General features: G+C 43.5%; 16 protein-coding genes. 1 reads left to right on the top strand and 15 read right to left on the bottom strand.

The window, feature by feature from the left end:
• Positions 1-46 precede the first annotated feature (46 nt).
• The 4 genes from uvrC to C1A07_RS14320 all read right to left on the bottom strand — a co-directional run bounded on the left by uvrC (position 47) and on the right by C1A07_RS14320 (position 4687).
• Entirely contained in the window at positions 47-1903 is a 1857-nt protein-coding gene (gene uvrC / locus C1A07_RS14335) for an excinuclease ABC subunit UvrC (RefSeq protein WP_101877697.1), read from the bottom strand.
• 5 nt (positions 1904-1908) lie between these two features.
• Positions 1909-2421 carry a DUF1653 domain-containing protein gene (locus C1A07_RS14330; RefSeq protein WP_101877696.1) on the bottom strand — a complete coding sequence of 171 codons (513 nt, stop codon included), beginning with the start codon at positions 2419-2421 and terminating at the stop codon, positions 1909-1911.
• A gap of 54 nt (positions 2422-2475) precedes the next feature.
• Positions 2476-3900: a putative glycoside hydrolase gene (locus C1A07_RS14325; protein ID WP_101877695.1), complete on the bottom strand. Its 1425-nt coding sequence runs from the start codon at positions 3898-3900 to the stop codon at positions 2476-2478.
• A 91-nt stretch (positions 3901-3991) separates the two neighbouring features.
• Positions 3992-4687 (bottom strand): DNA alkylation repair protein, encoded by a 696-nt coding sequence (locus C1A07_RS14320; RefSeq protein ID WP_101877694.1) that lies wholly within the window; start codon positions 4685-4687, stop codon positions 3992-3994.
• A gap of 173 nt (positions 4688-4860) precedes the next feature.
• On the opposite strand from C1A07_RS14320, the gene C1A07_RS14315 reads away from it, so the two are divergent.
• Complete coding sequence (locus C1A07_RS14315; protein WP_101877693.1) at positions 4861-6339, top strand: DUF1846 domain-containing protein; 1479 nt, start codon at positions 4861-4863, stop codon at positions 6337-6339.
• A 74-nt stretch (positions 6340-6413) separates the two neighbouring features.
• Here C1A07_RS14315 and C1A07_RS14310 read toward each other — a convergent pair whose 3' ends face one another.
• The 11 genes from C1A07_RS14310 to C1A07_RS14260 all read right to left on the bottom strand — a co-directional run bounded on the left by C1A07_RS14310 (position 6414) and on the right by C1A07_RS14260 (position 17115).
• Positions 6414-7583, bottom strand: coding sequence for a M20 metallopeptidase family protein (locus tag C1A07_RS14310; RefSeq protein ID WP_101877692.1), 1170 nt, complete (start codon positions 7581-7583; stop codon positions 6414-6416).
• A gap of 46 nt (positions 7584-7629) precedes the next feature.
• Positions 7630-8904 carry an L-cysteine desulfidase family protein gene (locus tag C1A07_RS14305; RefSeq protein ID WP_101877691.1) on the bottom strand — a complete coding sequence of 425 codons (1275 nt, stop codon included), beginning with the start codon at positions 8902-8904 and terminating at the stop codon, positions 7630-7632.
• 29 nt (positions 8905-8933) lie between these two features.
• Complete coding sequence (locus tag C1A07_RS14300; protein WP_101877690.1) at positions 8934-10028, bottom strand: DUF362 domain-containing protein; 1095 nt, start codon at positions 10026-10028, stop codon at positions 8934-8936.
• Between the two features lie 39 nt (positions 10029-10067).
• A complete protein-coding gene (locus C1A07_RS14295; RefSeq protein ID WP_101877689.1) occupies positions 10068-10334 on the bottom strand; it encodes a hypothetical protein in 267 nt (88 codons plus the stop codon).
• A 14-nt stretch (positions 10335-10348) separates the two neighbouring features.
• Positions 10349-11290, bottom strand: a complete 942-nt coding sequence (locus C1A07_RS14290; protein WP_101877688.1) for an AEC family transporter — start codon at positions 11288-11290, stop codon at positions 10349-10351.
• Positions 11291-11456: 166 nt separating this feature from the next.
• On the bottom strand, positions 11457-11966 hold the full coding sequence (locus tag C1A07_RS14285; protein WP_101877687.1) for a TRAP transporter small permease: 510 nt from the start codon (positions 11964-11966) through the stop codon (positions 11457-11459).
• An 11-nt stretch (positions 11967-11977) separates the two neighbouring features.
• A complete protein-coding gene (locus C1A07_RS14280) occupies positions 11978-12655 on the bottom strand; it encodes a cyclase family protein (RefSeq protein WP_101877682.1) in 678 nt (225 codons plus the stop codon).
• 25 nt (positions 12656-12680) lie between these two features.
• A complete protein-coding gene (locus C1A07_RS14275; RefSeq protein ID WP_101877686.1) occupies positions 12681-13931 on the bottom strand; it encodes a TRAP transporter substrate-binding protein in 1251 nt (416 codons plus the stop codon).
• A gap of 49 nt (positions 13932-13980) precedes the next feature.
• Positions 13981-15258 carry a TRAP transporter large permease gene (locus tag C1A07_RS14270; RefSeq protein WP_101877685.1) on the bottom strand — a complete coding sequence of 426 codons (1278 nt, stop codon included), beginning with the start codon at positions 15256-15258 and terminating at the stop codon, positions 13981-13983.
• 20 nt (positions 15259-15278) lie between these two features.
• Positions 15279-16289, bottom strand: a complete 1011-nt coding sequence (locus tag C1A07_RS14265) for a PdxA family dehydrogenase (protein WP_101877684.1) — start codon at positions 16287-16289, stop codon at positions 15279-15281.
• Positions 16290-16611: 322 nt separating this feature from the next.
• A complete protein-coding gene (locus tag C1A07_RS14260; RefSeq protein WP_101877683.1) occupies positions 16612-17115 on the bottom strand; it encodes a TRAP transporter small permease in 504 nt (167 codons plus the stop codon).
• Between the last annotated feature and the right edge of the window lie 2 nt (positions 17116-17117).

The following is a 17117-nucleotide window of genomic DNA, read 5'->3' as shown; positions in this document are numbered from 1 at the left end:
TGTCATCATGGAACTGGCACAAAACCAGACTGGCTTTTTCCCTGTTTTAATGGAAAAACTTATAAACGCTTTCCGCCGCCTTTTGGTTCATTCCCTCCACGGCATTCAGCTCCATTACTGTAGCTTCCTTCACAGCCTCAATAGACTTAAACTTTTTCATTAAGGCCTTTCGCCTGGCAGGCCCGATTCCCTCTATATCGTCTAAAATAGAGCGCACCTGTCCTTTACTTCTAAGGCTTCTGTGATATTCGATGGCAAAGCGGTGGGCCTCGTCCTGGATTCTGGTAATCAGACGAAAGCCTTCTGAATGCCGGTCTATAGGTAGCTCTTTATTATTAAAATACAGTCCCCTTGTTCTGTGTTTGTCATCCTTTACCATGCCGCACACCGGAATAGACAAATTTAGCTGGCTTAACACCTGCAAAGCCACGTTTACCTGCCCTTTTCCGCCGTCCATCATAATCAAATCAGGAAATCTTGTAAAACTGCCGTATTCCTGATCCACGCCTTTTTCCTGCAAGATCTTGGATTCCTCCAGACCGTGACCAAACCGTCTCATCAGCACTTCGTTCATGGAGGCGTAATCATTGGCCCCCTTAATCCATTTAATTTTAAATTTTCTGTAATCGTTTCTTTTGGGGCGGCCGTTTTCATATACAATCATAGAGCCTACAGAGTCAAAGCCGCTGATGTTAGAAATATCAAAGGCCTCGATTCTGGTAATTCCTGAAAGACCTAAAAGGTCTCCGATCTGATTCATAGCCCCAGTAGTGCGCATCTCCTCCCTCTTGATTTTTTCTTTATCCTGAGTAAGGACAAGGGCCGCGTTCTTCTCCGCCAGCTCTACCAGACGCTCCTTTTCCCCTTTTACAGGCACAACGATTTTTACCTTCTGTCCTTTTTTCGCTGTCAGCCACTGGCTGATAACCTCCTCGTCCTCCAGCTGCTTCTGCACCCACAGCTCCCTGGGCACAAAGGGAGTGCCTGCATAAAATTGCTTTACAAAGCTGGTGAGAATCTGTGACTTATCTTCCTCCAGCTCTGCCCGCAGATGAAAATGCTCCCTCCCAATCAGCTTGCCTTCTCTTACAAAGAACACCTGAACCACCACGTCCTCCATATCCCTGGACATGGCGATAATATCCCTGTCCTCTATAACGCTGCTGGTGATTTTTTGCTTTTGAGCTATTTTTTTTACGCTGTCCAGCAAATCTCTGTATTCTATGGCTCTCTCGTAGTCCATTTCCTCTGAGGCAGCGTACATTTTCTTCTCCAGGCTTTCTAAAATTCCGTCGTATTTTCCTCCCAGAAACTCTAAAGCCTGCTCTATATTTTTTCTGTATTCTTCCTTTGAAATATATCCCTGGCAGGGAGCGTTGCACTGTTTAATGTGGTAATTCAGACAAGGTCTTTCTTTTCCTATGTCTCTTGGCAGAACTCTGTGGCAGGTTCTGATTTTATAAAGCTTATGCATTAAATCAATAGTGTCCTTTACTGCTCCTGCGCTGGTGTACGGCCCGAAATACTTATTTTTATCTTTTTTCATGTCCCTGGAAAACAGCACTCTGGGAAAATCCTCCTGCACTGTCACCTTAATGTAAGGATATGTTTTGTCATCCTTCAGCATAGTGTTATATCTGGGGCGATGCTCTTTAATCAGATTGCACTCCAGCACCAGGGCCTCCAGCTCTGAGTCTGTAATAATATACTCAAATCTGGCTATGTGGGATACCATCCGCTCTATTTTAGCAGTTTTATTTCTGCTGCTTTGAAAATACTGGCGCACTCTGTTTTTCAGGCTGACTGCCTTCCCCACATAAATAATCTCGTCCTTATCATTATGCATCAGGTAAACTCCCGGCTGAGCCGGAAGCTTCTTCAGTTCTTCTTCTATATTAAACACAGCCGCTACCTCCTGAGCCTGCTGCCATCGTATTTTATCTGCATTTCCAGATTTCTCATCAGGTCCTTTAATTTCTCCTCCGCCGTTTCTCCCAAAACCGGAACCTCCATAATCTCGCAGATCATTTCTACTGCCTGATTGGAAGCAAAACGGCCCTTTTCTGTAATCAGAGCCAGCTTGTCCTCATATGTTTCCGCCTCCAAAAACTCCATAAGAAAGGGGGAAGCCTCTTTAGGCTCCTGCTCTGCTTCCCCTTTATCCTCCGGGAAAGAATCTGCATTTTCTGACAGCTCTACCTTTTTAAATCTGTATTTTTGATTTACATCCGGATATTTTTCCCTGTCCACCAGACTAACAAACATTTCTAAAGGCCTGGCGTACACCTTAAAAGAACCGTAAAGGGCCTGGTAAATAACCAGCTTTTCTCCTGTCTCTGTATGTTCTGCCACTGCTATGATCTGATACAGCTTATTCTTAAAATGGCGGTAAAATTCTCCTGTTTTTGGTATTCTTTCCATAAAATTTTATAGTACCTCCTAAAGGCCCCTTTGTTTACCCTGTAATTATTGTTTTTACTCCATTGTCATTCTGGGAATAATAACCTCCGCCGTAGTCCCGTCTGAGGCCTGAGATTTCCCGGCGGGAGCCACATAGTCGGGAAGCTCCGGCATAGATTTTAACTCCGGCGCCGGTCCCTGAATCACAGGAGCCTCTGCCCCCTCATTTTCACCTTGTCCTGTTTCTTCAGGAGGCAGGGCGGCTCTGGATTCTTCAATGGCCTTCTCCTCAGCCTCTGCTTCCTCCGGGCTTTTTAAACCTTCCCATGGATATTTACAGGACGCGCTCCACAATATCCACTGGTCATAGCCGGCGTCGTAAACTCCCTGTATTTGAGCCCTGATCTGCTCAGGACCGTATGAAATATAATTTTTCAGATAAGAAGCGGTAAAGGACTGCAGCCATGGGCGGACAATAGCCTGAGTCCCGCCCTCCTGTACGTACTTGTCCAGATCTTTTTTGGAGCCTTTTAAAGCTGCCAGAGTTGTATTGTAGGGCTCCGTATCAGGATGTTCTATTCCAAAATTGCCGTCTCCGTAGTGGGACGGATAAATCATAGGACAAATATAGTCTAAATGCTTTGCCATTTCCCCGTAAATCTGTCCAACTGACTGAGCGTCCTGTTCACTGCCTATAATCGCTCCAAATACGTCGGCTGACACATATACATTTTTCTGGGAAAGTTGCTGCACAGCGTAAGAGGTAAATTCTGTGATTACATCTGTTTTTCCACGGCCATTTGTGTCCGCCTCGTCAAAAACCACATCCCCCACCCCTTTTTCCGTGCAGAAGCGAATGTAATCAAACTGAATCTCGTCAAACCCTAAGTCTGCGGCCAGACCTCCCACTTCCATCAGGTAATCCCAGACTTCCTTTTTATAAGGATTGATCCAGGCCAGCCCCTGCTTGTCCCGAAATACGGAGCCGTCTGCCAGCTTTAAGCACCACTCCGGCTTTTTCTCCGCCAAATAAGGGTCTCTGAAAGCGACTATCCTGGCGATTACATAAATATCGTGTTCCTTTAAGGTCTGAATCAGCTCCGGCATATTGGCAATATAAGGCTTGCAGGCTTCTATTTCCTGAACTACAGGAGAATCCACCTGACAGGTAATTCTTCCGTTATCGTCCTTAAAATCAATAACCACAGCGTTCAGCTCTGTTTCGTCCAGCTTTTCAATAATATTGTCCATCATTTCCGGGGTGCCTGCCGCAGGGGCGGAAATATAAATCCCCTTTACCTTTACCGGCTCCCTTTTTTCCGGCTCCGGCTCTGTTTCTGGTTCTGTCTGCGATTCTGTTTCTTCCTGAGCCTTTGACTCTTGTTTTTCTCCTTGGTTTACTACAATCGGGGCTGGTGTTGTTATGTCCTGCATAGGTTCATATCTGCGGCATCCTGTTAAGGCCAGCACACATGCTCCTGCTATAAGCCATTTTTTCATCACATATTACCCTTTCTGTTTATGCTTTTGTATCATTGTTTGTTTTCAGGTTCCTGTTTATGCAGAATCCTGCTTGTTTTAACCTCTTGTTTTAACTGCTTTTTCTTTTGCTTTTCATTTCCCGTATTACAGCCTTATCCTCCAGGCTGACCCTGTAAGATTCTAAAATTTTCTGAAGGCTTTTCTGGTACGTCCACTCATCTAAAGCCGCAGTGTTTTTAAGATAAGCCATAGTCTTTTCCCGCACCTTTACAAAATACTGGGAAATAGCCCAGGCAGCGGCCATTTTCACGTAATAGCCTTCGTGAAGATTTCTGTCAAAATACTGAAACGCTTTGGAGCAGTATTCTTCATCTGCATAATAATCTAACATCATTACCATGGCAAACCGGATTTTATATTCTTCCCCGGATTCCATACATTCCTCCATCAGCTTCCACATTCTCTCCCGGCACTTTTTTGTAAACTTTAAGCTTCCGCAAAAGCCATCGCACACTGCCCAGTTGTCAATTTTAGGCAGAAATCTTTCAATCAGCAGAAACCTTTCATCCTCGCTCATGGAGGCGCAGCCGATTACAAATCCCTGAACCATGATTTCCTCATATGTATCGTCAGAACACTGATTCAAAAATTCCTTATAATCCTTTTTGGCTTCCTCCTTAGCCAGCTTTCTAAGGACAGGCAGCCTGACTCCTATTATAGGCTTTTTAAGGTCAGGAATCAGTTTACTTTGAAACTCTCTGTAATTATCATCCCTGAGACTATTCAGTTTTTCTTTTATATCCATTTTACCACCTCCGTTTTTTACATTTTTCCCATAACTTCCCCTTAACTTTTGTTCAGTATATCACATTTTTCATAATTTTCAAAATTTCTATATTTTTTTTTGGTTTTCCCCAGATTTTATGATAGAATTACTAGTGTTAAAAAATAGTAACTTACAATAGATGGAGGCATTATATGCGAATCGGATTTGATAATGAAAAATATTTGAGAACTCAATCTCAGCACATCAAAGAACGGATTGGACAGTTCGGAGATAAATTATATTTGGAATTCGGAGGCAAGCTGTTTGATGATTACCACGCGTCCAGAGTCCTGCCTGGCTTTGCCCCTGACAGTAAGCTGCGGATGCTCCTTCAGTTAGCTGACCAGGCAGAAATCATTATTGCCATTAATGCTGCTGATATTGAAAAAAATAAGGTTCGCTATGACCTGGGAATCACCTACGACGTAGATGTGCTGCGTTTGATCCAGGCCTATACAGATAAGGGACTTTATGTGGGAAGCGTAGTTATCACCCAGTACTCCAATCAGCCGGCTGCTGATATTTTTAAATCTAAGCTGGAAAAAATGGGAATCCGGGTTTACCGCCACTACATGATTGAGGGATATCCTAATAATATTCCTATGATTGTCAGTGAACATGGATTTGGAAAAAATGATTATATTGAAACTACAAAGCCACTTGTGATTATTACAGCTCCCGGGCCGGGAAGCGGAAAAATGGCCACCTGTTTATCTCAGCTTTACCACGAAAACAACAGAGGCATAAAGGCAGGATACGCCAAGTTTGAAACATTCCCAATTTGGAATATTCCTTTAAAACATCCTGTAAACCTGGCTTATGAAGCTGCCACTGCTGATTTAAATGATGTTAATATGATCGACCCCTTCCACTTAGAGGCTTATGGAGTAACTACAGTTAATTATAATAGAGACGTAGAGATTTTCCCAGTGTTAAACGCTATGTTTGAAAGTATTTACGGCTCCAGCCCATATAAATCTCCTACTGATATGGGGGTAAATATGGCGGGCAACTGTATTATCGACGACGAGGCCTGCAAGGAAGCTTCCTATCAGGAAATTATCCGTCGGTACTACCAGGCCTTAAACAGAGTTGCCAAAGACATGGGCAATAAAGATGAGGTATTTAAAATTGAGCTTTTGATGAAGCAGGCGAAAATCACCGCCGATATGCGCCGCTCCGTACCTGCAGCCTGTGAACGCTCAGAAGCCATAGGAGCTCCCGCTGCCGCTATGGAACTGCCGGACGGCTCTATCATTACAGGAAAAACCTCTAATCTGTTAGGGGCCTCAGCTGCTTTAATCTTAAACGCTGTAAAGAAGCTGGGCAATATTGACCACCATATACATTTAATTGCCCCTTCTGCCATTGAACCTATTCAAAAGCTGAAGGTAGATTATTTAGGCAGCAAAAATCCCCGCCTTCATACAGACGAGGTTCTCATTGCCCTTTCCATGTGCGCGGCCACAGACCACAATGCCCAGGTTGCCTTAGAACAGCTTCCTAAGCTGAGAGGCTGCCAGGTGCACACCTCTGTTATGCTGTCGGACGTAGACATTAAAATCTTCAAAAAGCTGGGCGTAGATTTAACATCTGAGCCTATTTATGAGCAGAGAAGACTTTACAGGTAGCTAAAAAAACGGCTTTCTGTTTACTATGTGTATATATTTTCACACAGATAACAGACAGCCGTTTTTCTGATTTCTTATGCTTCTTCTAAATAATCTATTGCCAACTGGGCCATCACTGCGCTGCCCATTTTCAGGCACTTTTCTGCCATATCATATTTCTCATTGTGGTTGGAAAAGGCTCTCCCCTCTTTTTCATTTCTGGTTCCCAAAAATCCGAAAATACTAGGCACCTTGTCCCCATAAAAGGAAAAATCTTCACTTCCCATAACAGGTTCCATATCTTTATAAACAGCTTCGCCAAACAGCTTTACAGCCGCGTTCCCTGCTATTGTGTTTAATTTCTTGTCCAGATTCAGCACCGGAGGGGTCATATACTGGTAATCCAGCTCTGCTGTAGCTCCTAAAACTGCAGCTGCATTTTTCGCCATCTGCCTTAATTCCTCAGGCAGCCGTTTCTGAAGCTCCCTGTCAAAGGTGCGGACTGTTCCTTCAATCTCCACCTTGTTGGCGATTGTGTTAAACCTGGTCCCTCCCTGAATCGTTCCCATAGTGATTACAAGAGGATTTAAAGGCGTATTTCTCCTGGAAACATAAGTTTGAAGTCCCATAATCACATTGGCTGCAGCCGCTATTGCATCTATTCCATTCTGCGGTTCGCTGCCGTGGGCGGAAAATCCTTTTATGTGAATCTGGAAGGTATCGCAGCCAGCCATACGGTTGCCAGGCTGGAAGTTGATTTTTCCTTCCTCCAATCCGCCCCACACGTGAAGTCCCGCCACTGCGTCCACATTGTCCATGGCCCCTCTTTCAATGGCGGCCTTAGCTCCCATTGCCACCTCTTCTGCAGGCTGGAAAATCAGTTTTACATTTCCCTTTAATTCATCTTTTACCTGCAGCAGAATTTTGGCGGCCCCCAGCAGCATAGCCATATGGTTATCATGGCCGCAGGCGTGCATACTTCCATTTTCCGAAGCAAAAGGCAGCCCTGTTTCTTCTTTTACTAATAAAGCGTCAATATCTGATCTGAGGGCAATGGTTTTCCCCGGCTTCCCGCCGCAAATTGTGGCTGTCATCCCTGTAACCCCCTGAAATAATTCAGGCTCCAGCCCCATTTCCTCCAAATCTCTTTTCAGCCTTTTTGTAGTTTCCACCTCATTGAAGGATGTTTCAGGATACTGATGGTATTCCCTCCTTCTCTCTACAATGTAAGGCTCCAACTGCTCCGCCAATTCTTTAATATTCATTTTCCCCTTCTCCTTTAGGTTTTCTAAAAAAACCTATTTCTCAGATTTATTTTTCACTGCTAATCATTATTTTTAAGATTTCCTTATCTGTTTCCTTCATGCCTTCTTTTCCTATGGCTCCTACGCTCATAATTGTCTCTGACACTTCCTCCTGGATAATGCCTGTAAACGGCGCGTACGCCTGATCGTTCATAGCCAGGTGGTGAGCCAGAAAAGAGGCGTCTAAGCTGGAGGCGATTTTGGCCGCGCAGGAAATTTTGGCTCCGTCACAAATAATTCCCGGAATGTTGGCTAAGGTGTTTTCTATTGTTTTTTTAATCCTGTCCATGGACCCGCCTACCATATAAGTAATAGCTGCCCCGCTGGCACAGGAGGCGGAAACCGCGCCGCAGAATGCGGATAATTTTCCAATATAGGTTTTCTGGTACACAGTAAGCAAATTAGAAAATACTAAGGCTCTGTATAGAATATAGTCCGGCAGCTCCAGCTCTCTGGCGTATACGGCCAAGGGCACAGAGGATGCGATTCCCTGATTTCCGCTGCCTGAATTAATAATAACAGGAAGGTCGCAGCCTCCCATTCTGGCCTCTGATGCCGCTGCAGTCAGACTTCTCATTTTTGTCAAAATGCTGGGCGGGTAGGATTCCATAATTACTCTTCCTATTCCAAGACCGTATTTTCCTGTCATGCCTTCTCTAGCAATTGCCATGTTGCAGGAAATCTGCTTTTCAATTATATCCTGCACGTCTTCCAGTTTTACTGTGTCGGCAAATTCTTTAATATCCTCCAGATTTAAAAGGCTTCTGTCCGCCTGATGGGACTCCTGCCCCTTTTCTTTATTTTCATAAATAACCTGATCATTTTTCTGAATCTTAGTAATATTGGTGTGGTCATGCTTAATCTCCAGCACAACCTGATTGCCCTCTGCTTCCATTTCCAGAATAATGTGAAGCACAACAGGAGTGTCTAAAAGCTCCACGCTGCACACATTTTTAGCCAGCAGCTCTCTGGTTTTCTGAATGTGGCTGCTGTTTACTCCTTCCAGCACCTCCATCATTTTGCTGCTGTCCCCTCCAACAGCTCCCAGCACTACGCCTGCAGCGATTCCCACCATTCCTCCAGAATTGGGAATAGTTACACATCTTACATTTTTAATAATATTGCCGCTGCATTTGGCTGTAATCCGTTCCGGCATAGCTCCCAGCACCTCTCTGGCTTTGGCCGCGCCGTATGCCAGGGCAATAGGTTCTGTACATCCCATAGCGGGCACCAATTCCTCCCGCAGAATTTCAATGTATTCTTTGTAGATGTTCTCCTTCATGCTTCCTAAAATTCTCCTTTGTCAGTTTCTTATTTCCACTCTTCTTCCAGGAAATTTACAATATCAATGGCCTTTGGCGGGCAGCCCTTCAAACTTTTCTTAAATCCGCATGTACACTGGCCCACGCCGATTTCACCTGTTTCTCCTTTATAGCCCTGTCCAATACATACCAGGTTCTTCTTTCCTCTCAGCTTTCCGGCGTCGCTTAAACGATCCAGAGCATAAATCAGGGAACCGTAGCAGGCGCTGCAGGCGTCCTTAGGATCTGCAAATTTGGCCAGATTCTGCACTCTGTGAGTCATGCGGAATTTGCTCTTTGCATTTTTATCCTCATTAATGTAAATAAAATTAGCGTGTTCTGTGTCTGTGCTTCCTACTCCCAGCTTCTCAGCCATGCGAATATAAGGAATATCGTCTACTTTGTAGCCCATACAGTCGCATACATAGCTGTCGCACAAAACAGGGTCCTTAAATCCTAACACTCTGTTCATCACTACAGGATTTCCGCCCTCCTCAAAATCCAGATCTCCGCATATATTATCCACTAAAATAAAATCATTGCGGCAGACTGTATTTAAATGAGCGATTGGCTTGTGCAGGCCCATTGTGTGAAAACGGCGTTTCTCTCTGTTTGGCATAACCCCTTTATTATTTTTCAAAGCGCATGTAATAGTAGTCTGGCAATGTCCCTTTAACACCGGCATATTAATCATATAATCTACTTCCATTGCTTTATCGCAGATGGCGATTTCCATGCCCTTTGCCTCATACTCTGTATAGCTGTCTCTCTGCAGGTCCACTAAAGGCACGTTGTATTTTGTGGAAATCTGGCGGTATCCTGCCGCTGTAAATGCTGACTGCGTATTATCCCCTACCCAGGAGCCTTCCATAATAGTAATATTTTTAAATCCATGCTCCTGTAAATATTCAATGGCTCCTGCTAACAGCTCTTTATGTGTAGTGGCGCCGCTGGACGGATCTCTGGCCACTACCAGGTTTGGCTTTAAGGCAATTTTTTTATTTAAGTCCCCAATATCTCCGGCTACATCTGCCCGGTCCATAACCCTCTTCGCCATTTCTTTATAATCAGTTCCGTGAATAATAATAATATCTTTGCGGTTCATTTTTCTCCTCCTCTATAAAGTTCTTTGAATATTATATCATTACTTTATAAATTTTTCATTATATTTCTCATTAAGCCACTGTACTGCCTGGCTTAATCCGTCATCGTCAAAGGGGAAAGTTTTCTGCTCTTTTAAGGCGTCGTCTGTGGCATCATAGGAATATGGCTCCGGCCACACAACGGCTCCAATAACCTCTGTCTCCTCTAAAGTTTCCTTTTTTAGTCTGTACCGCATACCTTGAAAGCTTCCTGTAAACGAACTTTTTTTCAGCAGAGGCATAGCGATGCAGCCGTGTAAATCTATCATCCTCTCCACTCCTTTCACACAAGTCCCATTGTCTTTAATAAATACAGCCAGGCAGTTAAGGTCACAGAGCTGAATAAGGTGGTAAGAATAATTACCCCTGAGGAAAACTGCCCGCCGTGGCCCATATTTTTCGCCATAATAAAACAGCTGACCGTTGTGGCTGAACCTAACATTACTAAAACAGATACAATCTGGTCTCCCACAAATCCCATATGTATTCCAATAGGAAGAAACAGCGCCACAAATCCGGTCAGTTTCATTACTGCGCAGATAATTGTCGGCTTTAGGTCCACAAAGGCCTCCCCAAATTTCACCGAACCTCCCATAGCCATCAACCCTAAAGGCGTGGCCAGTACAGCCAGATTGCTTACTGTTTTTTCTAAAATTACCGGCATGGGCACAGAAAGGAGAGAGTACAAAATTCCCAGCACAATTCCTATAATAATCGGGTTAGTTATAATCCCTTTACACGTTCTGGCCGCCAAAGCCTTCATATCTTCCTTTTCCCCAGGCCGGAATAAGGTCAACACTACAACCGCCATAGCATTATACAAAGGCACGCTGGCAATGATCATTAAAGGCGCGATTCCGCTGCTGCCGTAAATATTTTGTATAAATGCAATACCTAAAACTGCAGAGCTGCTTCTATAGGAGGCTTGTATAAATTCTCCCCTGATTTGCCTGGAAAAGCACAAGGACGCTGCAGCTGAAATTCCTATGCTGGCAACTGTGGCTAAAAAGCAGAAAATCACCAGCTTTCCATTCCACGCCTCTCTAATATCCACTTCTGCAATATCTTTAAATAGCAATGCCGGCAAAGCGGCATGAAAAACAAACTTATTCATTTTATTAACAAAATCCTCTGTAAATAAGCGGATCTTTCTAAACCACATTCCTAAAATCATTGTAAAGAAAATAGGCATGGTAGCATTGATGCAAAACACAAAATTTTCCATAATCAGCTCCTTCATACACAGAACCAGTCTGCGTTTACCCCAATTGATCCTATCGCTTATCGGTTCGTTTGTCAACATTTCTGTTTTATGACATAAAAAGAAGACTGCCATAAAGCTATCTATCCTTTTGCATCAGAATATAAGCTTTACAGCAGTCTTTTTTAACTTAAATTTCAGCTAATTTTGCATCTTTCTTAAAATATTTTTTGCAGTCCACGATTTTTATTACTGCAAATATACACACTAAAACCATTCCTACCATCAGACCCATATTCAAAATCCAGAGAGGGTATTTCATAACAGTTGTAGCCTCCCCTGTTCTCATCTGGGTGGAAATGATTGTAGCCAGATGCTTAATCATAAATGCGCTTACCCCAAATCCTGTGGCATACTGAATTACCTTTAAGACTCCATAAACAGCCGGTCTTTTTCTTACGCCTGCGCTGTCCTCCACTAAAGTCAGGCAGATGGAAGAGTCATCTAAAAATGCCATTGCCGCTCCCACAAAAATACTCCAGATAAATAAAAGCTTTAAAAACTCATCTGTCCAGGGAGTAGCGATTTTTAATACGTTTCTTCCAAATACTGCATATGTCTCTACCAGAATCATAGCAATGCCCACAAATCCAAAGATAATTGCAAACAGCTTCTTTACACCATTTATTCCTTTTTCCATATGCCGCACCTCTATTCTTCTACTACTGCAACAACCCGGATCTGTCCGCCGTCTGCATGCTGCAGGTTTAACGGCAGAGCTACCAGCTCACATACTGGGGATTTTATCTCCCACAGATTCTGCATATACTCTATCTGCAGGATTTTTCCCTCTACTAATACATGCTCATGTACTGGCTGTCTCATATCCTGGCCTGGCTTTGGCTCGCGGATTCGGATTACATAATCCTGAGGGAAATCATATCCTACCACCTTCGGCGCGTAGTTTTTGATCCACTCTCCTCCGTCCTCTGTTACCCACGGAGAATTATCCCAGAATTCTTTTTCCTTCCAGCTTACCTTTTTTCCTCTGTCTGTTCTCAACAGAAGGCTGTCAAAGTGCTGATCCTTATATGGCTCATTAGCTTTCTCAAGCATCTCCGCTGTGATTCCTGTATTGTCCGGCAGGTCTGAAAAATCTAATACCAAACATTTTGTTATACACCAATCTGCTATTGGATATGCGTCTGACGTTAATCCCTGAGGATCAAAATGTCTTGGAAAATCAATATGTGTAAACCAATGAGACGCTAAATTATATCCTGTTATCTGAAATGGATCTCCATTTTCATGGGATTTTACTAAAGAAAACTTTATTCCGTAACGCCAGTGCTCTTCTATTGGCAATGTTAAATCCACAATTCTTTTCATGGTTATCCTCCTTCATTTTTGTTTTTTATTCTGCTACTGTCTCTCCCTCAGCTGCCTCTGCGCCAGCGTCCTCTGCTGCTTCTGTTTCGCCTTCTTCAGCGGCTTCTGTATCCTCAGCTGCCTCTGCTGCCTCTGCTGCTTCTGTTTCTTCTACTGCTGCATCATCAGCTGCTGCTTCTGTATCTTCTGCCTCCTCAGCTGCAGGCGCTGAGTTCTGAATCATATCTACCAGCTCTGTGCCGTACTGATCTGTAAACAGGCTCCATGTTGGCATTGCTTTTTCTTTGAATGCTTCTTTATCTGGGTTTTCTTCTACAGTAACTCCATTGTCTAACAGTGTCTGAAGAGCCTCTGCCTGTGCCTCGTCTGTCAGCTTCAGCTGTTCTTCACGGCCTACTTCTGCAGCCTTCATAATAACCTCTTTCTGAGAATCAGACAGCTTGTTCCATGTTGCTTCACTCATTGCCATTAAGAATGGTGTGTAAACTGCATCTGTTAATGTTACATATGGCTGTACTTCATAGAACTTACGGGAAACAATCTCGTGGAGCGGGTTGTCCTGGGCGCTTACAGTTCCCTGCTGAAGAGCTGTGTAAAGCTCAGAAGCGTCGATTGTTGCAGGCAAAGCTCCCATAGCCTTCCATGTTTCTACCTGAACTTCTGCAGGAAGAGTTCTCATTTTAATTCCCTTCATATCATCAGGAGTCTTAATTGGCTTTACGTTGTTGCTCAGCTCACGGAAACCGTTCTCCCAGAAAGCCAGTCCGATAATTCCGCTTTCAGACATTTTCTCAAAAATAGCGTCCTTCGCAGGGCCGTCTACTGCTGCTCTTGCTTCTTCCAGGTTGGAGAATAAGAATGGCAGCTGGAATACCTCTACCTCTGGCACAAGGCCTGAGAAATATGCTGTTCCGGATACGCCGATATCTACAGTTCCCTGCTGAAGTCCCTGTACCATACTGGTAGCGTCTCCTAATGCTGTATCGTAGAATGCTGTTGCTGTTAAAGTTCCGTTAGAGTTTTCATTAATATAATCTGCCATTACCTTTAAGGCTCCGCCTGTTGGTGTGTTCTCTGGAATAGAACCTGCAAAAAGGCTTAACTTAACATTGTCGCCAGTAACGCCTGAAGCATCTCCAGAGGCCTCTCCGCCAGCTGCTTCACCGCCGGCTGCCTGTGTTGTAGTTGTTTCTTCTTTCTTTCCTCCGCAGGCTGCAAGGCTGGCTGCCATTACAACTGCAAGGCCAAGTGCTGCAAATCTTTTCATGTTTTTCATAGTGTTTCTCCTTTTCCCTTTTTATTTATGTAATGCAACATATTTTCTATTATTTCAGAAGTCCTGGTAATGCCGTGGACATTGCTGGAATTAATACAATAAATACTGTTCCCACTGCAATTGCTAAGATCAATTTTGGCAGATGTGGAATAATCTTATGTATAGGCTGTCCGCCTACTGAGGACGCTACAAACAGGTTGATTCCTACAGGCGGTGTTACAAGGCCAAGACAAAGCACTACTACCATTACAACTCCAAAGTGAATCAGGCCGATTCCATATGCCTGAGCTGTAGGACAGAAAATAGGCGCAAAAATAAGCAGCGCCGGCACAGCGTCAATAAAGCAGCCTGCTACAGTTAAAATTATACATACTGCAAACAGGAATACTAATGGGCTGCTGATGGAGCTTGTAAACATTTCCGCTACCATCTGCGGGATTCCTTCTCTTGTGATTACCCAGCCGAATACCTGTGTTGCTCCTACGATAAACATAATGCTGGCAGCGCTTTTTACTCCGTCGTACACTACGCTCCACACCTGAGTGATCTTGATTTCTCTGTACACAAAGATTCCTATAAACAAGCAGTAGAAGCATGTTACTGCAGAGGCCTCTGTTGGCGTAAATAAACCGGAATAAATTCCTCCCAGAATAATTACTGGAGCAAGCATTGCCCAAATAGCCTTTACAAAGGAAGAACCAACTTCTTTGATATCAAAAGAACCTGAGCCTTTATATCCCCTTTTCACACACTGGTAAAGCACTACTGCTATTACAATTACTCCCAGGAATAAACCAGGAAGCAGCCCTGCCAAAAGCATATCGCCTACTGACTCTCCGGAGGCTACTCCGTAAAGTACCATCAGTACGCTTGGGGGAATCAACGGTCCGAAAATTCCTCCTACTGCCTGTACTGCGCTGGCATAGTCTGCATCGTATCCCTCATCTCTCATAAACGGAATCATAATGCCGCCTACTGCAGCTGTTGTTGCTGCTCCGGCTCCTGTCATAGCTGCGAAAATCATACTTGTTACAATGGTTACGACAGCCAAACCGCCTGGTATGAATCCGATACAGCTTTTTGCAAAGTTAACCATTCTTCTGGCAATACCGCCATTCTGCATTAAGCTTCCTGCAATTACGAAGAATGGAATTGCCATTAATGTAAAGGAGTCCACGCCCTTTAACATCTGCTGCGCTATAATAATCAACGGTACATCTGAGTAAATAACCATGTACAGAATTGATGACACGCAAAGAGCGTAGGCAATGGGGATTCCTACAAACAGCAGTACGAAAAATGAGCCAATTAATAATAATAGATTCAAAACTAATCACCTCTCACCTTTTAATTTTTTTCCCTGATATGAGCCGCCATTTTAGCAGCCATTTTTACTGCATTCTCAAAGGATGTTGTATGAACAATCCCTTTTCCAGCTATATCATAGGCTGTCCCATGTCCACAGGTTGCAATAGGAACAGGAAGACCTCCCGCTATGGTAATTCCTCTTTCAAAGCCCTTCAGCTTTAAAGCAATCTGTCCCTGATCGTGATACATGGTTACCACCCCGTCAAATTCTCCTCCCACAAATGCCTTGTGGAACAAAATATCTGACGACCATGGGCCTGTGGCATCAATTCCTCTGTTTCTTGCTTCTTCTACAGCCGGACCAATAATGTCTATTTCTTCCCGCCCGCACTTGCCGTTTTCTCCGCAATGAGGATTTAACGCTGCAATTCCAAGTCTTGGCTTTTCCAGCCCTGTGTTTCTCAGGGTTGTGTCCGCCAAACTTATGGCCCTTAGAATTTTTTCTGCGCTCAGACTTTCACTAACCTTTGCAATGGGAATATGGCTTGTGGTTCTGGTGGTCCACATGTTATCAACCACATTAATTTCCCCAAAAGGCGCTGTGTGATTTAACAAATGAGCCATGTAGTGATGTTCGCTTTCAAATTGGCAGCCAGCCTGAATCATTCCTGCCTTATTCAGCGGGCCAAAGCAGAAGCCGTCAATCTTTTTTTCCTGAAACAGACAGATAGCAAGCTTCAGCAGTTTCAGACAAGCTTTTCCACTTTCCACATTCAGCCGTCCAAAGGGAACTTCCTCTGGGTTCAGATCTTTTTGATCTAAAACAGGAATACCATGTTCCCATGTAGCCTGAGCTACGTCATCAATAATTTCCACAGGAACATTTACGCCGCTGACATCCGCGCCTCTGGCAAGCACCCTGGCATCCCCCAAAATGACAGGCCTGCAACACTCTTCATAAAAGCCTTTGGCAGCCAGCTTTGCAATGATTTCAGGCCCTACGCCTGCAGCGTCGCCTAAAATAATTCCCAAAATTGGTTTCCCACTCATTTCAACACCCCTCCTTCTTTTGTTTTCTTTCACCAAATCTATAAAGCAAAAATCATGCCAATTCGTTTTTTCGCATAATTCTTGTTTGCTTTTAACAATATTTTAACATCTTTTTTGTGCACTATATCAGAACCCTTATTCCCGTTCCTTTAAGAATTCAGCTTTGTTTCATTTTTTAGTTTCATTTTTGTTCCATTTGTAACATTTGTTACTTGCTTTTTTCACACAGTTTTTACACACTTTTTATTTTATGCAACAAAAAAAGACAGAAACGTTGCAAAACCATTTCTGTCTTTTTGCTGTTACTATTTTAACTTAATTTTTAAACTATTTTGGCGTCTTTTTGGAAGTATTTTCTGCAGTCAAAGATTTTGATTACTGCAAATATACACACTAAAACCATTCCTACCATCAGACCCATATTAATAAACCAAAGAGGATATGCCATAACAGTTGTGGCCTCCCCTGTTCTCATCTGGGTGGAAATGATTGTAGCCAGATGCTTAATCATAAATGCGCTTACCCCAAATCCTGTGGCATACTGAATTACCTTTAAGACTCCATATGCTGAAGGTTTTTTCCTTACCTTTTCGCTATCTTCTACTAAAGTCAGACAGATGGAAGAATCATCCATAAACGATAAGGCGGCTCCCACAAATATACTCCAAACAAATAAAAGCTTTAAAAACTCATCTGTCCAGGGAGTAGCGATTTTTAATACGTTTCTTCCAAATACTGCATATGTCTCTACCAGAATCATTACTACGCCTACTAGTCCTAATATAATAGAAAGAACTTTTATTAATTTATTTAATCCACTTCTCATAT

The sequence above is a fragment of the Lachnoclostridium edouardi genome (genome assembly GCF_900240245.1).
Lineage (GTDB): Bacteria > Bacillota > Clostridia > Lachnospirales > Lachnospiraceae > Lachnoclostridium_A > Lachnoclostridium_A edouardi.
Note: the sequence above shows the minus strand (reverse complement) of the source record. Positions and strands in the feature narration are given on the sequence as shown.

Coding starts and splice junctions, on each gene's coding strand:
- C1A07_RS14310 (WP_101877692.1), bottom strand. CDS start 7,583: ATGAATATTAAAGAATTGGCGGAGCAGTTGGAGCCTTACATTGTAGAG.
- C1A07_RS14260 (WP_101877683.1), bottom strand. CDS start 17,115: ATGAGAAGTGGATTAAATAAATTAATAAAAGTTCTTTCTATTATATTA.
- C1A07_RS14275 (WP_101877686.1), bottom strand. CDS start 13,931: ATGAAAAACATGAAAAGATTTGCAGCACTTGGCCTTGCAGTTGTAATG.
- C1A07_RS14265 (WP_101877684.1), bottom strand. CDS start 16,289: ATGAGTGGGAAACCAATTTTGGGAATTATTTTAGGCGACGCTGCAGGC.
- C1A07_RS14315 (WP_101877693.1), top strand. CDS start 4,861: ATGCGAATCGGATTTGATAATGAAAAATATTTGAGAACTCAATCTCAG.
- C1A07_RS14330 (WP_101877696.1), bottom strand. CDS start 2,421: ATGGAAAGAATACCAAAAACAGGAGAATTTTACCGCCATTTTAAGAAT.
- C1A07_RS14285 (WP_101877687.1), bottom strand. CDS start 11,966: ATGGAAAAAGGAATAAATGGTGTAAAGAAGCTGTTTGCAATTATCTTT.
- C1A07_RS14305 (WP_101877691.1), bottom strand. CDS start 8,904: ATGAAGGAGAACATCTACAAAGAATACATTGAAATTCTGCGGGAGGAA.
- C1A07_RS14295 (WP_101877689.1), bottom strand. CDS start 10,334: ATGATAGATTTACACGGCTGCATCGCTATGCCTCTGCTGAAAAAAAGT.
- C1A07_RS14280 (WP_101877682.1), bottom strand. CDS start 12,655: ATGAAAAGAATTGTGGATTTAACATTGCCAATAGAAGAGCACTGGCGT.
- C1A07_RS14300 (WP_101877690.1), bottom strand. CDS start 10,028: ATGAACCGCAAAGATATTATTATTATTCACGGAACTGATTATAAAGAA.
- C1A07_RS14325 (WP_101877695.1), bottom strand. CDS start 3,900: ATGAAAAAATGGCTTATAGCAGGAGCATGTGTGCTGGCCTTAACAGGA.
- C1A07_RS14320 (WP_101877694.1), bottom strand. CDS start 4,687: ATGGATATAAAAGAAAAACTGAATAGTCTCAGGGATGATAATTACAGA.
- C1A07_RS14290 (WP_101877688.1), bottom strand. CDS start 11,290: ATGGAAAATTTTGTGTTTTGCATCAATGCTACCATGCCTATTTTCTTT.